The organism is Streptomyces sp. NPDC048496, from assembly GCF_043200055.1.
Taxonomy (GTDB): domain Bacteria; phylum Actinomycetota; class Actinomycetes; order Streptomycetales; family Streptomycetaceae; genus Streptomyces.
Genome location: NZ_JBICXB010000139.1, coordinates 1 through 1,421 on the forward strand (window position 1 = coordinate 1; position 1,421 = coordinate 1,421).

Sequence of the window (1,421 nt, forward strand, 5' to 3'; positions counted from 1 at the left end):
TTGATGCTCCTATTGGCTGTCAAGCGGCGGTTAGCCAGTCGCGGTAGGCGTTGGCGAGGGTGTCGTCGCGGCGGGTGCCGCGTTCGATGCAGGAGATGACTGCGGGCCAGACGCCGAAGTGGTGGGCGACGGTGGTGAGGGTGATGTTCTTGGCCTGGCGCGCGGGTCGCAAGTCGGCGATGGCGGGGACGGCCACCGCTGTGGTGAGACAGCGGAAGACTTCCCGGGCGATGGCGCGTTTGAGGAGTCGGATGATCTCCTTCTTGGTCCGTCCGGCTTCGGTCTGCCGGGCCACGTAGTCGCGGGTGCGGCCGTCGCTCGCCATCCGTACGAGGGTTATCCGGTAGAGAGCGGCGTTGGCGGCGCGGTCGCCGCCCCGGGAGAGACGGTGGCGGTTGGTTTTGCCGCTGGAGGCGGGGACGGGGGCGGCGCCGCACAGGGCTGCGAAGGATGCCTCGGTGCGCAGGCGTTCAGGGTTGCCGCCGGCGGTGATCAGGAGCTGGGCCGCTGTGTCGGGGCCGACACCGTAGGCGGCGCGCAGGCCCGGATTCTGCTCGGTGACGGCTGCGTCCAGTGCCGCGGTGAGTGCGTCGTGCTCGATGGTGAGGGCCTGGACGCGCCGGGCGAGGCTCTTCAGCGCGGTCAGCACGGCGACATGCAGCTGGTCGCCGGTGGGACGCAGGCGGGCGAGGGCGTCGGTCTGTGTCTTGCCGTGCAGGGCACGGTATTTGGCGCGGATGCCGTCCGGGGCGGTGATGAGGATGTGCCCGATCTGGTTCAGCGTGGCGGTGCGGGCCTTGATCGCGGACCGGGCCGCGTTGTGGAGGGCGCGTATGCCGCTGACGGTGTCGTCCTTCGGCGCGGCTGCCGCCCGTCCGGACAGGGCGGCGCGGGCGGCCGCGTAGGCGTCGATCGGGTCGGACTTGCCGATCCGGCGGCGTTCGGCCTTGTCGGGCCGGTTGACCTCCACCACCGTCAGGCCCGCTTGGCGGGCGGCGCGGGTGAACCCGAGGCCGTAGGAGGAGGTTCCCTCCACTCCGGCAGCGGCCACGATGCCGTGGGCGTTCAGGAAAGCGATGGCCGCGGCGAAGCCGGCAGTCGTGGTGGGGAACTCGGTGTCGGCGACGTGGCCGCCCTGGTCGGTGACGACCGCCACGTGGATCGTGTCCTTGTGGGAGTCCACTCCGCCGTACACGGTCTCGTGCGCTGTGTCCGTCGTGCCCGCTGCTGTCATGCTGAAGGTGCCTTCCTAGCCGGAGGTGGCACCCGGCCGGGTGGGACAGACAGGACATTGAGGGGGCTTCTGACCAAGCTCCTATCAGGTCATGTTCCACCTGGCCGGAGCCATGAAGAACGGGTCCCGGCAGCCGGACAGAACAACCGGAGGACAGCCCAGCAGGGCGTCAGTCAGTGGTGGAGCC

General features: G+C 70.2%; 1 protein-coding gene. It reads right to left on the reverse strand.

All coding sequences use genetic code 11. The features are described from left to right. Window positions 1-19 precede the first annotated feature (19 nt). The gene (locus tag ACGFSA_RS35175) at window positions 20-1,234 is read right to left on the reverse strand and encodes an IS110 family transposase (RefSeq protein WP_393310257.1); all 1,215 of its coding nucleotides are present in this window, start codon (window positions 1,232-1,234) and stop codon (window positions 20-22) included. Between the last annotated feature and the right edge of the window lie 187 nt (window positions 1,235-1,421).